This window comes from Bacillus sp. TH30, from assembly GCF_016650875.1.
GTDB lineage: Bacteria > Bacillota > Bacilli > Bacillales > Bacillaceae_G > Bacillus_A > Bacillus_A mycoides.
The window spans coordinates 1,939,121-1,954,705 of the sequence record NZ_JAEKEY010000002.1 but is presented as its reverse complement, the minus strand read 5'-3'; the positions used below and the strand labels follow the sequence as shown (position 1 = coordinate 1,954,705).

Sequence of the window (15,585 nt, the reverse complement as noted above, 5' to 3'; positions counted from 1 at the left end):
CTCATAAATGGAGGATGTTTTTTTATTACTTTTCTTCATCTAGGAAAAGAACCATATGCTCTTCATCCCAATATTGTCCGTTATATTTTAATGAACGTTCTTGCACGCCAAATGTTTTAAAGCCTAATGACTCATAAAGTTTTTTTGCACCATCGTTTCCGACAACAACATCAAGCATAACTTGCTCTACTTCTAAAGATTTAGCAAGCTCAAGACATTCTTTAATAAGTGCTTTTCCCGCTCCAAGTCCACGTGCTTTTGGAGACACGTATACTGAACCGATTTTTGCTTTATGTTCTTGTTTTACATATGGTTTCGTTTCCAGTGTTGCAACTCCGATTAAAGTGCCATCTTTAAATGCACCTAGCGTATAGTTCTCATCTTGTGCTAATTTTTGGGCTTTATATTCAATAGCACACTCTTTATTAATAATATCTTCATAAGAAGAGCTGAAAGCTTCCGGATTTTGTTTTAATCCTTCTACTCGAAGTTCTAAGTAAATTGCTGCTTCGTCTTTTGTTAATACATGGATATCCAATTGTATCACCCTCCAAATCTTTGACAGTTATACCTATATTTTATATTGAAATAAGAATAATTTCAAAAGCTTAGCTTATAATAGTTGGTTTTATAAATAAAATAGCACCAGTAGTGTTGACTACTACTGGTGATTTTACGCATATATTATTCAAATGGTAATTCAATTATAAATTCTGTTCCGACTTCTACTTCGCTTTTAACTTCAATAGAACCATTATGAAGTTCTACAATTTCTTTTGCAACAGCCAGCCCGATACCTTTTCCACCTGTAGCTCGTGTTCTAGATTTATCGACACGATAAAAGCGATCGAAAATGTGTGGGATATCTTCTTCAGGAATACCTTCACCTTCATCTTGTATACTTATTGTAAAAGTATTCGCACTGGCTAGTACACGTATTGTTATAGAAGTGTTTTCTAGCGAATGTTGATAAGCATTATGCAATAAATTTAACATCACTTGTTCCATACGCCTTTCATCTATACAAACTTCTAAATCATTTTTACAGTATACATGAATTTGCATTTGTTTGTTCGTTAATGTTGTTTTTGTTTTTTCAACCATGCGTTCTAAAAATGGCCTCAGGAGCATTTTTTGTTTTTTAATAACGAATTGATGTTGCTCTAATTGTACGAGCATAAATAAATCTTGTACGAGATCAGTTACACTATCCGTTTCGTCTTCAATGATTTGTAAGTATTCTTCACGTTCTTCTTTCGTTAGAGAATCTCTTTTTGCTACCTTTGCATAACCTTTCATATAGGTTAATGGGGTTAGTAATTCATGCGCTACACTAGCGAGAAATTCGTTTCGTTCTTTTTTCATATACGTAAGTTCACTAGATAAATCTTCAATCGTTTTTGCTAAGCTTCCAAGTTCATCATTTCGTTTAATTCCTAATTGAATCGGCTTATTTAATTTCGACATTTTTTCTGTCGCCCGCTTCATTTTTATAAGCGGTTCTGTAATAACACGAGAAAAAACAAAGACAGAAATAGTAGTTAAAATAATTGTCAAAACACTAATGATAAGAAATTGATTCATGAGTTTAAGTAACATATTTTCTAAGAAAGATGTCTTTAATAACATATATAACTTACCTTGAAATCCTTGAATTTCCAGCGGGCTTACTGTTGAGATGAATTTTGATTTTTTCCAGTTTTTTTCAACGATTAATCCACCTTCTGGGATAGTCTCTGTTTTACAAGTAAGTTGTTTTTGCATTTCTTTCGTTACGGGTTCTGAGGTAGAAATAATTTTGCCGTTATTGTCTGTTATAATGATAGCTATATCAGAGTTAGCAATTAATTCTGATTCAACTAAGTGTTCAGCCGCAGTGTTGATATCAAACTCGGGGTACACAGCACGTTTAGGCCGTTTACTGTGTTCAGCGCTTTCTGTGAGTTTCTTTTCTTTAGAATATGCACCCCACTTCGCGCGGTTTTTAATCATTTTACTATAGCGATTTCCTTTCTCTAAAAGAGCAAGAGTTTCCTCTTCAATGCGTATGTTTGAAAGGTTCTTATAAAAAGATACGAAAGCGATTGTCTCAATACATAAAGCTAATATTAAAAAGTATGTCCCAACTTTAAGGGAAAGTTTGCTCATTTTCTCACCATACCTTATTTCATATAGAGTGAAACTTTAATCAGTGGGGTTTTATCCATCCCCACTGATTAAAGTAATTATTCACTTTTCCATTTATATCCGACTTTATAGACGGTTTCTAAGTAATCTTCAACTGGAAATTCTTTTTTGCGTAATTTATCACGGATATTACGAATATGTGAATCGATAGTTCTGTATTCGATGTCTGTTTGATATCCCCAAATTTTTTCAATTAAATCATCACGGCTGTAAGCACGGTTTGTATTTTGTAAAAAGAGTCCAAGTAACGAGAATTCAATAGGAGTTAGTGAGATTCTTTCACCATAAACGGTAACAGTATGTTTCGTTTTATCCCACTCAATACCATTGAAGCTAACAAATCCGTCTTTCTTCGTACGGCGTAATATGGCCTCAATTCGTGCAACTAATACATGCTCATCAAATGGTTTTGTAATATAGTCATCTGCTCCCATGGTCAGGCCTTTGACCATATCATAATTTTGGTTGCGAGCTGTTAGCATAATAATTGGAACGTTGGAAATTTGACGGATTTGATAGCAAGTATCCCACCCATCCATATTCGGCATCATAACATCTAATAAAATAATATCGAAGTCCTTTTGTTCGATTAATTCTAGCGCCTCAAGGCCAGAAGTAGCTTTCATACAAAAATAGCCACGAGGGCTTAAGAACAGATCTAACAATCGTAACATACGTTCTTCATCGTCTACTAATAAAATTTTCACCATAATCTTGTGCACCCCAAACTATTCATTCTACTTGTATAGTTTACATGAAAATAATAAAAAACTCTTTTTATGTGATTGAATGGATGGCTGATTTTTTCAATCAGGGCAATTGACATAAAAAATGCACTAGTTTTGCACAACTATTTTTTATAATAGAAAACGTAGCGACACAAATACCCTATGTTGCGACATAACGTCATGTCATTTTATTTATAAAATGACAATTCCATTCTATTGTGTATGTGAGATAGAGAGGGTTTTCGTATTCACCTCGCATCGGATAAGAAAAATTTCCTATCTCACACTTTTTTTAATATAAAGGGGATTGTACACATGAGTAAAAAAGTAGAACTTTTACAAAAAGAAAAGCAAGATCGTAATGCGATTGTAATGTGTGTTGCGGTATCTATGCTTATTATGATAAGTTGTGTAAATAAATTTTTCGGGATTTTATAATAGAAAAAAGCTTATTGCTTCTTAAGAAGCAATAAGCTTTTTTAATGTGTTCTATATAATAAACCAAGGTAGAATTGCCAGTCCAGAAGTTATAATTGCTGTAGCAAATATTAAAAAGATAGCTTGTTTGTTTTGTTTCATGTTACATTCTCCTCCACATATCAATTGCATGCTATACGTTCATTTAATAATTAGCGGGAGACGGATCCTCCTCGCTGAGTGAAGTTTCACTTTATATTTTTAGTATAACGAATGGAAAGGATTGGAACGATCGATAAAGGTGACATGAAGATTACATTGTTGTAATGAAAAAAGCATCTTAATTAATAAGAAGATGCTTTTGAAAAATTATATTAAAATGTTAATTATTTAAGAATAAAACCATATGCTCTTCGTCCCAATATTGGCCATTATGTTTTAAGGACCGTTCTTGCACACCGTAAGTTTGGAAGCCGAGGGACTCATATAATTTTTTTGCAGCAGTGTTATCAGCGACAACATCAAGCATAAGCTGTTCTACATGTAATTTATCGGCATTTTCAATAATCGCTTTAATTAAAGCTCGTCCTGCACCGAGGCCACGCGCTTTTGGAGAAACAAAAACGGAGCCGATTTTTGCCTTATGCTCTTGCTTAATAAATGGTTTTGTTTCTAGAGTAGCAATACCGATTAAATCATTATCTTTGAAGACACCTAGAGTATACTTATCCGGATTGCTTAATCGCTTTGCCATAGCAGCGACAGGGTTTTCCTGTTTAAGAACATCTTCATAAGAAGAGCTAAAAGCCTCAGGGTTTTTCATTAAACCTTCCATACACACTTTCAAATAAATTTCTGCATCCTCTGTTGTTAATAAGCGAATTTCCATAGTTGTAACCTCCTAGATTGATTCAAATTTAATTCATTAACTTTGTAAGATTAAGTTTAGTTAAATGTATTCTGTGACTATTCTTTCTTAATTTGTAAAAGAATGAAAAGATTATGCTACTATGTTTTCATTTTATTTATCCCGCTATTTGCGGGCAGTAAAACTCCTACCTCAAAATTCGGCTGGAGCAAAGAAGTTAGGTGGGAGTCGGGCTGCCCGTAAAAGCCCGATTGGTGAAGGCTAATAATCAGTGGGGGATGAACACCCCCACTGATTATAGTTTCACTTTATGTAATGAAATTATATATTAACTTTATTAACTATTCAAGGTTTTAATATGTTACATTTTTATAACTAAAATTCCCGCTTTGTAAAGGAGTCATTTTTATCCAACTATTCGTGGGAGTCGGATTGCCCGTAAAAGCCCGATTGGTTGGGCTAATAATCAGTGAGGAGGGAAAAACCCTCCACTGATTAAATTTTCACTTTCTTTTACGTATTCAATCGTTTATTTTGTAGCCATCGATTCGTTCCGGATGTGTATAAATATTGCAAGATCCATTTCGAATAAATCCTACTACGGTAATACCTAAATCGTGGGCGAGTTGCAGAGCTAGTTTAGTTGGAGCTGATTTAGATAGAACAATTTCGCAACCTATTTTTGAAACCTTTAACAAAATTTCAGATGAGATGCGTCCGCTAAACGCAATGATTTTCCCTTGAACAGAGATATTGTTTCGTAAACAATGACCGTATATTTTATCTAGCGCATTATGTCTTCCGATATCCATTCTTGATAAAAGAATGTTATTTCGATCACATAAAGCGGTATTATGCACACCACCCGTTTGGCGAAATGTAGTTGAAGATTGTTGTAAGGAAGTCATTAGGTGAAAACATTCTTCCGGAGTAATAGTTATATGTATATCATGTAACTTTTTTGCTTTTGCTGCATCGTTGACGAAAACAAAGCCTTGTCTACTTTTCCCGCAACAAGAAGTTACGTACCGTTTATTATATAAAGTTTGATAGAGCGGATTAATTTTTGATGATTTTACATGGACAATTCCGTTTTCTTTTTGGATCCATAATTCTTCAATATCTTTATAAGAAGAAATAATTCCTTCAGAAATTAAAAAACCGGTTACCATATCTTCAATGTAATTAGGAGTGCATACAACTGTTACGTATTCTTCGCTATTTAATTTAATTGTAATAGGAGATTCCGTAACAACCTCATCGGTTTGTTTTGAAAATGTACCAGATTGATAACGTACAATTGTATATGTTTCTTGAATAGGCCCCATATTAAATTCCCCTTTATATGTATTTTTCTCCATATTTATCATAAAACATCGAAAAAACAAAAGCATCTACTAACAAGAAGATGGCAGATTATTTTGGTTATTATTGTATATGTACGATATAATAGATTTGTAGAATAGCGACATTTTCAAGCTTTCGTAGTTATACCTTATAACATCTAGAATCGACTTCCAAAGGAAAGTATTTCAACAGGGCGCTTCAAAAATATGTACAACACAATTATGAAAACGGATTCATAATTGTGTTGTACAGTTAGTTGTAAGGAGAGGGGAAACTATGACAGAACAGACAGTCCGTGTAACCGTTGATGGTAAAGAATTTTTCGTATCAGGTGAAAAGACGATACTCCAATTGTTTAACGAAAGTAATTTAGAACATCCTCAAATTTGTCATGTACCAGAGGTAGATCCTATTCAAACTTGTGATACATGTATTGTAGAAGTGAATGGAAGTTTACTACGTGCCTGTTCGACGAAGTTGGAAGATGGCATGCATATTGAGAGGCAATCGGAACGTGCAAAGGAAGCACAAACTGAAGCGATGGATCGAATATTAGAGAATCATTTATTGTATTGTACAGTATGTGATAACAATAATGGTAACTGTAAAGTCCATAATACAGTACATATGATGGAGATTGAAGAACAGAAATATCCATATGAACCGAAAGTAAGTGCATGCGAAGTGGATACGTCGCATCCATTCTATCGATACGATCCAAATCAATGTATTGCTTGTGGGCAGTGTGTAGAAGTATGCCAAAATTTACAAGTAAATGAAACTTTATCGATTGATTGGAGTTTAGACCGTCCACGTGTTATTTGGGACAATGGTGTGAGTATAAATGACTCGTCTTGTGTTAGCTGTGGGCAATGTGTAACAGTTTGTCCTTGTAATGCATTAATGGAAAAAACGATGCTAGGAGAAGCTGGATTTATGACTGGTTTAAAACCAGATGTGCTTAATCCAATGATTGATTTTGTAAAAGATGTAGAGCCTGGATATAGCAGTATTTTAGCAGTTTCAGAAGTAGAGTCCGCGATGCGTAAGACGAAAATTAATAAGACAAAAACAGTTTGTACATTTTGTGGTGTAGGTTGTTCATTTGAAGTATGGACGAAAGATCGTCAAATTTTAAAAGTGCAACCTGTTTCAGATGCACCGGTTAATGGTATTTCCACATGTGTAAAAGGAAAATTCGGATGGGACTTTGTGAACAGTGAAGAGCGTATTACAAAGCCGTTAATTCGCCAAGGGGATATGTTTGTTGAGGCTTCATGGGAAGAGGCTCTTGAAGTTGTTGCATCTAATATGCAACATATTAAATCAGAGTATGGTAGCGATGCGTTTGGGTTTATTTCTTCTTCGAAAGTAACAAATGAAGAAAACTATCTTATGCAAAAACTAGCTCGTCAAATATATGGAACAAATAATGTAGATAACTGCTCCCGTTATTGCCAATCTCCAGCAACAGACGGTTTATTTAAAACTGTCGGTATGGGCGGAGATGCTGGAACAGTGAAAGATATTGCTGAGGCAGGTCTTGTTATTATTGTTGGGGCAAATCCAACAGAAGGACATCCTGTACTTGCAACTAGAGTGAAGCGTGCTCATAAATTACATGAACAAAAACTAATTGTCGCAGACCTTCGTAAACATGAAATGGCGGAGCGTGCTGATATATTTGTTCACCCGAGTCAAGGGACGGATTATGTATGGCTTGCTGGGATAACGAAATACATTATCGATCAAGATTGGCACGATAAAAAGTTCATAGCTGAAAATGTAAAGAATTTTGATGAATATAGCAAAATGCTAGAAAAATATACGCTTGATTATACTGAGGGAATTACAGGGATTTCTAAAGCTCAGTTAAAAGAAATGGCTCGTATGGTATATGAAGCAGATGGTACTTGTGTACTTTGGGGAATGGGTGTAACTCAAAATACAGGAGGAAGTACAACGTCAGCAGCAATTTCAAATTTACTTCTCGTTACAGGTAACTACCGTCGTCCTGGTGCCGGTGCGTATCCGTTACGCGGGCATAATAACGTACAAGGTGCTTGTGATATGGCGACATTACCGAACTGGCTTCCGGGTTACCAAGCTGTTTCAGATGATGTGCATCGTGCGAAATTTGAAAAAGCATACGGTACTACCATTCCGAAAGAACCGGGATTAAATAATATCGCAATGTTACTTGCGGCCGAAGAAGGAAAACTGCGTGGTATGTATGTTATGGGAGAAGAAATGGCTTTAGTAGATTCAAATGCCAACCATGTACAACATATTTTAGCGAATTTAGACTTCCTTGTTGTTCAAGATATGTTCTTATCGAAAACAGCTCGTTTCGCCGATGTTATTTTACCAGCAGCACCAAGCTTAGAAAAAGAAGGAACGTTTACGAATACAGAGCGCCGTATTCAAAGATTATACGAAGTATTGAAACCGCTTGGTGATTCAAAACCAGATTGGTGGATTTTACAAAAAGTAGCTCGTGCACTGGGCGGAGACTGGAATTATGGAAGTCCAAGTGAAATTATGGACGAAATTGCATCGCTTGCACCGTTATACTCTCAAGCGACGTACGACCGTCTAGAAGGCTGGAATAGTTTATGTTGGGGTAGCCATGATGGTAGTGATACACCATTATTATATGTAGATGGATTTAACTTCCCAGACAAACTAGCACGTTTATCACTAGATGAATGGGTTCCGCCAGTTATAGCACCAGATGAGTATGATTTACTATTAAATAATGGCCGTATGCTAGAGCATTTCCATGAAGGGAATATGACGAATAAGTCGGCTGGTATTTTATCTAAAGTGTCTGAAGTATTTGTTGAAATTTCACCTGAACTTGCTAAAGAACGCAATGTGAAAGATGGTGGTCTTGTAGAGTTAGCATCACCATTTGGAAAAATCAAAGTACAAGCGCTTGTTACAGATCGTGTAACTGGAAATGAGTTATATTTGCCGATGCATGCGACAGTAAATGAAGAGGCAATCAATATTTTAACAGGAACAGCAACAGACATTTATACGTGTACACCAGCTTATAAACAAACAATGGTGAAACTGCGCGTATTACGTGAAAAAGGAAATCGTCCGTTACCATCTTCAAACCCGAGAGATAAAAAACGTCATCCGCAAAATGGTGTTGAAATCGAGCGAAAGTGGCAAAGAAAACAATACGTATCACTTGTGGACCAGAATTAGGGGGCGGAGATAATGGCAAAAGAGATTACTTTAATTAAAAAGAAGATTGTAACAGAAGAAGAAAAAAAACAGCAAGTAACAGATGAGTTGTTAAATGATCTAGCTGAAAATAGAGAAGCAGTAGAAGAGACGATGCAGCTATTAGCGCAGTTGCAAAAAGCTGGAATTTTAGATGCAGCAATTAGTTTACTTGCTGCAAAAGAAGATGTTTCCAAAATAGCTGTTGAACAATTGAATCGTGAACCAGTAAAAAACGCATTAAACAATATGATGGGGGCAGGAGAGGCATTATCTTCAGTGGACCCAGAAATAACGAAACAAATAACATCTAGTTTAGTCACTGGATTACAATTTGCAACGGATGAGCTGAAAAACGGAAAGAAAACAAAAGTGATGGATTTCTTTAAAGTGTTAAAAGATCCAGATATCAATAGAGCAATTACATTCGGTTTTAGCTTCTTGAAAGCATTTGGTCAAGGGTTAGAGAAAAAATAGAGTAAATGAAAAAGTGATGGCAAGTAGCCATCACTTTTTCATTGTATGTATAAGAGTGTTCATGTTAAGCGGAATATATTATTATTAAAAAGATGGGTTGGAAATGGAAATGTGGAATCCATCTCAAATATCGTTTTAGAATGTGGAGGAATATATGCAACACCGTAAAAGACTATCTATACCAGGGGTAATGGGACATTCCTTTCAAACAGTTAGATTTGCTTTTTGGAATGTATTAACCTTTCAACTTGCTTATAAATTATTAGCAGCGATTGTATTTGTCCCGCTATTTGGGATCATTTTTAATAAGTTATTGTATTTTGGTGGTTATGCAAATGCGACGAATGATGAATTATTAGCGTTTTTAAAGACACCATACGGCATTTTGGCAATCGTAATTTTATCATTGTTAGCACTGTTTCTTATCTTTACGGAATTTGCGGTGCTTATTATCATTTCGTACTTCGCTCATAAAAGACAAAAGGTGAAATTACGTCCGATTTTATATAAAACCGTAACGTATTTACCTACTCTTTTCACATATTGCTTACCAGGATTTATTTTATATGCTGTCGTATTGTTACCTCTTTTAAATCTTGGATATGAAACGGCATTAATTCCGCAAATTCAAATTCCTAACTTTATTACAGGAGAACTGTTTAAGACAACGATGGGACAAGTTGGTTATTACACGTTCTTTGCTGTAGTTGCGTATTTGAACCTTCGCTGGATTTTTGTTCTACCTATTGTTGTTTTAGAGCAAAAGCCGTTTCGCACAGCAGCACGTAAAAGTGCAACGTTAGTAAAAGAAAGTTTTTTTAAAGTACTATTCTTTTTAGTAGGATTTTTTATTTCAATAGGGATTGTGTACGGTGTATTTTTTGGAATGTATTTATTGTGTCTATGGGGCATGTATGAATTTACAAATCCACAGGGAACATTTGCATTATTAGCAGAATCAACAATGTCTGTATTTTTAACGAGTACATTGTATTTATTTAGTTTTATCGTGACGCCATTTTATATTATGGCAATAACACGATTGTATTTACAAAAGGTTCCGGTTGAAGATGTTTTATTAGAAGAAGGATTAGATTATTCGAAAACAAAAGCAGATAAATGTTTCTTCCAAAAACATCGTTGGAAATTTATTGGTGTATATATTGTAGGAATTATTACTGCCGGAATGGTCGTTGCCTTCATTGTAACGTTTATTTCAAATTCATATAAAGAACCAATTATTATGGCTCATCGTGGTTATATTTCAAAAGGTGTAGAGAATACGAAAGAAGCTCTGCAGGGGGCTATTGATGCCAAAGCAGACTACGCTGAAATTGATGTACTGCAAACAAAAGACGGTGAACTAGCAGTTATACATGATTTGAAGCTAAAACGTCTTGCGAATGCTAATGTTCACGTGTCAGATTTAACGATGGAGGAGTTAAGACAGCTTACCCTTAGTCAAGATGGGTTTTCAGGACAAATAAGTACACTTGATGAGATCATTAAGCTGGCAAAAGGAAAAATCAAACTTAATATTGAAGTGAAGCTTCATGGTGGCGAAAAAGATTTCGTAAACAAAGTATTAAAAGCGATTAAAGATAATGAATTTGAGAAGCAATGTGTCATTCAAACGTTACACTATCCGCTTATTAAAGAGTTTAAACGTGCAAATCCAAATATAAAAGTAGGATATATACTGTATGCGAGTAGAGCTAACTTAAAGAATGTGAAGGCTGATTTTTATGTAGCAGAAGAATACATGTTAAATAAGAAATTAGTAAAAGAAGCAAGGAAGTTAAACAAGCCAATTTACGTATGGACAGTAAATGATATGGAAAGTTTAAAGGCATATTATAAGTTAAACGTGGATGGTATCATTACCGATTACCCTGAAGAAGCACGTGAAACAATTAAGATGTTAAAAGAGCAAGAAGATCGTGAAAGTGATATGTTTGATAAAATTACTGAAACGACAGAAGATTTATTTTCGAAGTTATTTATGATTTACTCAGCTGCTGGCTAAATGCCAGTAGCTGTTTTTTTGTGAAAAGAATATATTTCTAAAGTATTGAACAAAGTAATAAGTGTATATGTATACGTCATTGCTTAGTTTTTTTACATTGTTACATTATTGTCAAATAATAAATAATTACTATGCATTTTGAATGGATATAATAAAAATAGAGTAATAGATGATGGAGTGGTACGAAGAACCCAATAAAATCAATGTTTTATATATTTACACTATTCTAAATATATAAACTTTAAAAAAATAGTATGTTAGCGTTTTCATAACTTTTAAGTTATGCTAGAATAAGGACATAAGTTATTAATTATTTAAAAAAGAAAAAAGAATTCCTTTTTTCTGTTAATTATAAGGGGGCATTTCATTATGCGTATTGGGGTACCAGCAGAAATTAAAAACAACGAAAACCGTGTGGCAATGACACCAGCAGGTGTTGTACATTTAGTTCGTAACAATCACGAAGTATTCATTCAAAAGGACGCAGGTGTAGGATCTGGTTTCACAGATGCTCAGTATGTTGAAGCGGGAGCGAAAATTGTTGATACGGCTGAAGAAGCTTGGAACATGGAAATGGTTATGAAAGTTAAGGAACCAGTTGAAAGCGAATACAAACACTTCAGCGAAGGTTTAATCTTATTCACATACTTACACTTAGCTCCAGAACCAGAATTAACAAAAGCGTTAATTGAAAAGAAAGTTGTTGCTATCGCATATGAAACAGTACAATTAGAAAACCGTTCATTACCATTACTTGCACCTATGAGTGAAGTAGCTGGTCGTATGGCTGCACAAATCGGTGCGCAATTCCTTGAGAAAAACAAAGGCGGTAAAGGTATCTTACTTGCAGGTGTTCCAGGAGTTAAACGTGGTAAAGTAACAATTATCGGTGGTGGACAAGCTGGTACAAATGCTGCTAAAATTGCAGTTGGACTAGGTGCGGATGTAACAATCATCGACTTAAGTGCAGAACGTCTTCGTCAATTAGATGACATTTTCGGAAACCAAGTAAAAACTTTAATGTCTAACCCGTACAACATTGCAGAAGCTGTAAAAGAATCTGATCTTGTAATCGGTGCAGTATTAATCCCAGGTGCAAAAGCGCCAAAACTTGTAACAGAAGAAATGATTAAATCAATGGAACAAGGTTCTGTTGTTGTAGATATCGCGATTGACCAAGGTGGTATTTTCGAAACAACTGACCGTATTACAACTCATGATAACCCAACTTATGAAAAACACGGCGTTGTTCATTATGCAGTTGCAAATATGCCAGGTGCGGTTCCACGTACATCAACTCTTGCATTAACAAACGTAACAGTACCATATGCAGTACAAATTGCTAACAAAGGCTACAAAGAAGCTTGCCTAGGCAATACTGCATTATTAAAAGGTATTAATACATTAGAAGGCTACGTAACATTCGAAGCAGTTGCAGAAGCTCACGGTGTAGAGTACAAAGGTGCTAAAGAATTATTAGAAGCAGAAACAGTATCTTGCTAATAGAAGCATTATACAAAACAAAATCGAACAATATATAAAACAACATGATAAGAGCTAAGAGATAATACCTCTTAGCTCTTCTTGGTAAAAGGGGGCATTCATCGTGGCCAACCTATTTAAAAAGAAATCCGTTACGCAATTGTTAGGGGAAAGTAAAAGTAAAACTTTGACGAAAACGCTAGGGGCATTTGACCTAACAATGCTAGGGATTGGTGCGATAATTGGTACAGGAGTTCTAGTATTAACGGGATTAGTAGCAGCAAGAGATGCTGGTCCAGCAGTTATTTTTTCATTCATGATTGCAGCAATTGTTTGTGGATTTGCAGCTTTATGTTATGCAGAGGTTGCATCTGCACTTCCTGTTTCAGGTAGTGTGTACACATATTCATATGCAACAATTGGTGAGTTTGTTGCCCATTTAATGGGATGGACATTGCTATCCGTATATGTCGTAACGACTGCCGCAGTAGCTGGCGGATGGACAGGTTATTTCAATAATTTAGTGAGTGGATTGGGACTTGAAATTCCAAAAGCATTGTTAACGATTCCATCGCAAGGTGGTATGGTGAACTTACCCGCAGTTATCATTACGTTGGTGATAACCTGGTTATTATCACGAGGTACAAAAGAAAGTAAGCGTGTGAATAACATAATGGTATTAATTAAAATTGGTATTGTCGTTTTATTCATTGCAGTTGGTGTATTCTACGTTAAACCAGAAAACTGGATACCATTTGCACCGTACGGCTTAAGTGGAGTCTTCGCCGGAGGAGCAGCAGTATTCTTCGCTTTCTTAGGATTTGATGCATTAGCAACTTCTGCTGAAGAAGTAAAAAATCCGCAACGTGATCTACCAATTGGTATTATTGCTTCATTAGTCATTTGTACAATCATTTATGTTGTAGTTTGTCTCGTTATGACAGGTATGGTTTCTTATAAAGAATTAGATGTACCAGAAGCTATGGCATATGTGTTAGAAGTTGTAGGACAAGACAAAGTAGCAGGTATAATCGCAATTGGAGCTGTAATTGGTATTATGGCTGTAATTTTTGCTTACATTTATGCAACAACACGTGTATTCTTCGCGATGAGCCGTGACGGTTTATTACCAAAATCTTTTGCGAAAATTAACAAGAAGACAGAAGCACCAACATTCTCAGTTTGGTTAACAGGAATTGGTAGTGCTTTAATTGCTGGATTTATCGATTTAAAAGAATTGTCAAATTTAGCGAATATTGGAGCGTTATTAACATTTGCGATGGTTGGTGTAACTGTCATCATTCTTCGTAAAACACATCCGAAATTACAACGCGGATTTATGGTACCACTTGTACCAATCTTACCGATTATTTCAGTTGCATGTTGTCTATTCTTAATGGTAAATTTACCATTAACAACATGGATATACTTCGGTATTTGGTTAGCACTTGGTGTAGTTGTATACTTTGTTTATTCGAAAAAACATAGTCATTTAAAAGACGATGGAAGTTCGCAGGATAATTTAGAAGAAGCTAATTAAAGGGATATAAAGTAGTAAGCCTTGTGCGTCTAGGGAGCGCGCAAGGTTTTTTTTGTGCAAATAAAGGGGACCTATGTTATTTTGTCGAATTTTATATGTCGGAATATGAAAATGGGGTGGAAAGATGGAGAGGAAAGTTGTCGTTGGAGCAGAGGGGTATAATAATAACCCAGGTTGGTTACATACAAATGGGGATGAATTAAATTTATTAAGAAGAGAAACGTGGATTAATAAATTTCAGACTAATTCTTTATCAGTAATTTTGGCTGAGCACGTATGGGAACATTTATCGTATGAAGAAGGTATAGAAGCAGCTAAAATATGCTATGAGTTTTTACAAGATGATGGTTATATTCGTTGTGCAGTGCCGGATGGATGTTTCCCCAATGAAGAATATCAGCGTGGTGTGCAAGTGGGAGGACCCGGTCCGTTAGATCATCCAGCTGCAAGTCATAAAATTGTACATAACTATAAAACGATTGTATCAATGTTTGAAGCAGCGGGTTTTCAAGTAAAGTTGCTAGAGTATTGCGATGAAAATGGAGAATTTCATTATAATGATTGGAATGAGCAAGGAGGTTTTATTTATCGTTCGAAGCGCTTTGACCATAGAAATCAAGATGGAAAGTTAGGATTCGCTTCGTTAATTGTGGATGCAGTGAAAGTTAATAAATAAGAAAAGGATGTACGATATTCGTGCATCCTTTTTGTATGAAGAGCATGATAGATGCGGAGAATATTTATATGTTTATTTTGAAATGTGAACGAAATGTTTTAAAAAATGTATGAGAATTCATTGACACATATGAATGGACGCTCATATAATAAAGGTATAAGACATATGAATAGTTGTTCATATGTTCAAATGAAGAGGTGAGCTGTGATGGCTGAAAATAAAGTAGAAACGCAACAGGAAGCATGTTCTCAAACGGTAATTCACGAGGAAATCGTGGATCAAGTAAAACAAACAATTCCGACTGATGAAAGTTTAAGTAAAGTAGCAGAATTATTTAAAGTATTAGGTGACCGTACACGTACGAGAATATTACATGCATTATTTGAAGCTGAAATGTGTGTTTGTGATTTAGCTTATTTATTAGGAATGACGCAATCTTCAATCTCACATCAGCTTCGTGTATTAAAGCAAGCAAAGCTTGTAAAGAACCGTAAAGAAGGAAAGGTAGTTTATTACTCATTAGCTGATCAACACGTAATTCATATCTTCGAGCAAGCGTTTGAACACGTAAACGAGGAAGAATAAAAAAGCGAGGAGGGA

Annotated in this window: 13 protein-coding genes; 8 read left to right on the top strand and 5 right to left on the bottom strand. The window is 35.3% G+C overall.

Annotated features, from left to right (window positions below):
* Nucleotides 1-25: 25 nt before the first annotated feature.
* The 3 genes from JFU20_RS12245 to JFU20_RS12235 all read right to left on the bottom strand — a co-directional run bounded on the left by JFU20_RS12245 (nt 26) and on the right by JFU20_RS12235 (nt 2,897).
* Nucleotides 26-538 carry a GNAT family N-acetyltransferase gene (locus JFU20_RS12245; protein WP_002010435.1) on the bottom strand — a complete coding sequence of 171 codons (513 nt, stop codon included), beginning with the start codon at nt 536-538 and terminating at the stop codon, nt 26-28.
* 146 nt (nt 539-684) lie between these two features.
* The gene (locus JFU20_RS12240; RefSeq protein ID WP_002010438.1) at nt 685-2,148 is read right to left on the bottom strand and encodes a HAMP domain-containing sensor histidine kinase; all 1,464 of its coding nucleotides are present in this window, start codon (nt 2,146-2,148) and stop codon (nt 685-687) included.
* A gap of 77 nt (nt 2,149-2,225) precedes the next feature.
* The gene (locus JFU20_RS12235) at nt 2,226-2,897 is read right to left on the bottom strand and encodes a response regulator transcription factor (protein WP_002010439.1); all 672 of its coding nucleotides are present in this window, start codon (nt 2,895-2,897) and stop codon (nt 2,226-2,228) included.
* 333 nt (nt 2,898-3,230) lie between these two features.
* On the opposite strand from JFU20_RS12235, the gene JFU20_RS30435 reads away from it, so the two are divergent.
* Nucleotides 3,231-3,353, top strand: a complete 123-nt coding sequence (locus tag JFU20_RS30435) for a hypothetical protein (RefSeq protein WP_002010441.1) — start codon at nt 3,231-3,233, stop codon at nt 3,351-3,353.
* A 361-nt stretch (nt 3,354-3,714) separates the two neighbouring features.
* Here JFU20_RS30435 and JFU20_RS12230 read toward each other — a convergent pair whose 3' ends face one another.
* Nucleotides 3,715-4,221 (bottom strand): GNAT family N-acetyltransferase, encoded by a 507-nt coding sequence (locus tag JFU20_RS12230; RefSeq protein ID WP_002010444.1) that lies wholly within the window; start codon nt 4,219-4,221, stop codon nt 3,715-3,717.
* A gap of 500 nt (nt 4,222-4,721) precedes the next feature.
* Nucleotides 4,722-5,528, bottom strand: coding sequence for a formate dehydrogenase accessory sulfurtransferase FdhD (gene fdhD, locus JFU20_RS12225; protein WP_002125147.1), 807 nt, complete (start codon nt 5,526-5,528; stop codon nt 4,722-4,724).
* Nucleotides 5,529-5,823: 295 nt separating this feature from the next.
* Between fdhD and fdhF the strand changes: the two genes are divergently transcribed.
* The 7 genes from fdhF (at nt 5,824) to JFU20_RS12190 (ending at nt 15,570) form a co-directional block, all read left to right on the top strand.
* Nucleotides 5,824-8,766, top strand: a complete 2,943-nt coding sequence (fdhF, locus tag JFU20_RS12220) for a formate dehydrogenase subunit alpha (protein ID WP_002010447.1) — start codon at nt 5,824-5,826, stop codon at nt 8,764-8,766.
* Between the two features lie 12 nt (nt 8,767-8,778).
* Nucleotides 8,779-9,261 (top strand): helical membrane plugin domain-containing protein, encoded by a 483-nt coding sequence (locus JFU20_RS12215; protein ID WP_002010449.1) that lies wholly within the window; start codon nt 8,779-8,781, stop codon nt 9,259-9,261.
* Nucleotides 9,262-9,415: 154 nt separating this feature from the next.
* Complete coding sequence (locus tag JFU20_RS12210; protein ID WP_002167077.1) at nt 9,416-11,287, top strand: glycerophosphoryl diester phosphodiesterase membrane domain-containing protein; 1,872 nt, start codon at nt 9,416-9,418, stop codon at nt 11,285-11,287.
* Between the two features lie 369 nt (nt 11,288-11,656).
* A complete protein-coding gene (ald, locus tag JFU20_RS12205) occupies nt 11,657-12,790 on the top strand; it encodes an alanine dehydrogenase (RefSeq protein ID WP_002010453.1) in 1,134 nt (377 codons plus the stop codon).
* Between the two features lie 103 nt (nt 12,791-12,893).
* On the top strand, nt 12,894-14,309 hold the full coding sequence (locus JFU20_RS12200) for an amino acid permease (RefSeq protein WP_002010455.1): 1,416 nt from the start codon (nt 12,894-12,896) through the stop codon (nt 14,307-14,309).
* A 124-nt stretch (nt 14,310-14,433) separates the two neighbouring features.
* Nucleotides 14,434-14,985, top strand: a complete 552-nt coding sequence (locus JFU20_RS12195) for a class I SAM-dependent methyltransferase (protein ID WP_002010459.1) — start codon at nt 14,434-14,436, stop codon at nt 14,983-14,985.
* Nucleotides 14,986-15,192: 207 nt separating this feature from the next.
* Entirely contained in the window at nt 15,193-15,570 is a 378-nt protein-coding gene (locus tag JFU20_RS12190) for an ArsR/SmtB family transcription factor (RefSeq protein WP_002010461.1), read from the top strand.
* Nucleotides 15,571-15,585 lie beyond the last annotated feature (15 nt).

Excerpts from the sequence above, each read along its gene's own strand:
- JFU20_RS12240 (WP_002010438.1), bottom strand. The coding sequence starts at position 2,148 with ATGAGCAAACTTTCCCTTAAAGTTGGGACATACTTTTTAATATTAGCT.
- JFU20_RS12235 (WP_002010439.1), bottom strand. The coding sequence starts at position 2,897 with ATGGTGAAAATTTTATTAGTAGACGATGAAGAACGTATGTTACGATTG.
- JFU20_RS30435 (WP_002010441.1), top strand. The coding sequence starts at position 3,231 with ATGAGTAAAAAAGTAGAACTTTTACAAAAAGAAAAGCAAGATCGTAAT.
- JFU20_RS12230 (WP_002010444.1), bottom strand. The coding sequence starts at position 4,221 with ATGGAAATTCGCTTATTAACAACAGAGGATGCAGAAATTTATTTGAAA.
- fdhD (WP_002125147.1), bottom strand. The coding sequence starts at position 5,528 with ATGGGGCCTATTCAAGAAACATATACAATTGTACGTTATCAATCTGGT.
- fdhF (WP_002010447.1), top strand. The coding sequence starts at position 5,824 with ATGACAGAACAGACAGTCCGTGTAACCGTTGATGGTAAAGAATTTTTC.
- JFU20_RS12215 (WP_002010449.1), top strand. The coding sequence starts at position 8,779 with ATGGCAAAAGAGATTACTTTAATTAAAAAGAAGATTGTAACAGAAGAA.
- JFU20_RS12210 (WP_002167077.1), top strand. The coding sequence starts at position 9,416 with ATGCAACACCGTAAAAGACTATCTATACCAGGGGTAATGGGACATTCC.
- ald (WP_002010453.1), top strand. The coding sequence starts at position 11,657 with ATGCGTATTGGGGTACCAGCAGAAATTAAAAACAACGAAAACCGTGTG.
- JFU20_RS12195 (WP_002010459.1), top strand. The coding sequence starts at position 14,434 with ATGGAGAGGAAAGTTGTCGTTGGAGCAGAGGGGTATAATAATAACCCA.
- JFU20_RS12190 (WP_002010461.1), top strand. The coding sequence starts at position 15,193 with ATGGCTGAAAATAAAGTAGAAACGCAACAGGAAGCATGTTCTCAAACG.